At 54.9% G+C, this 255-nt stretch carries 1 protein-coding gene; it reads left to right on the plus strand.

The window, feature by feature from the left end; translation table 11 throughout:
- Nucleotides 1-196, plus strand: a 196-nt coding sequence (gene atpE / locus AAEY83_RS16850; protein WP_351060940.1) for a F0F1 ATP synthase subunit C, incomplete at its 5' end; no start/stop codon positions are given.
- Nucleotides 197-255 lie beyond the last annotated feature (59 nt).

The raw sequence follows: 255 nt of genomic DNA on the forward strand, positions 1-255 counted from the left end.
GGGTACCGCAATTGGTTTCGGCCTGCTGGGCGGCAAGTTCCTGGAAGGCGCAGCGCGTCAGCCAGAAATGGTTCCAATGCTGCAAGTGAAAATGTTCATCGTTGCCGGTCTGCTCGACGCCGTAACCATGATCGGTGTTGGTATCGCTCTGTTCTTCACCTGTGCGAACCCGTTCGTTGGTCAGATCGCTGGCTGATTACTCGGATCTTCCGAGTAATTTGGTGTGATGGACAACGTAACTGCGAGGTGTTGGCG

This window comes from Psychrobacter sp. TB20-MNA-CIBAN-0197, from assembly GCF_040309765.1.
Taxonomy (GTDB): domain Bacteria; phylum Pseudomonadota; class Gammaproteobacteria; order Pseudomonadales; family Moraxellaceae; genus Psychrobacter; species Psychrobacter submarinus.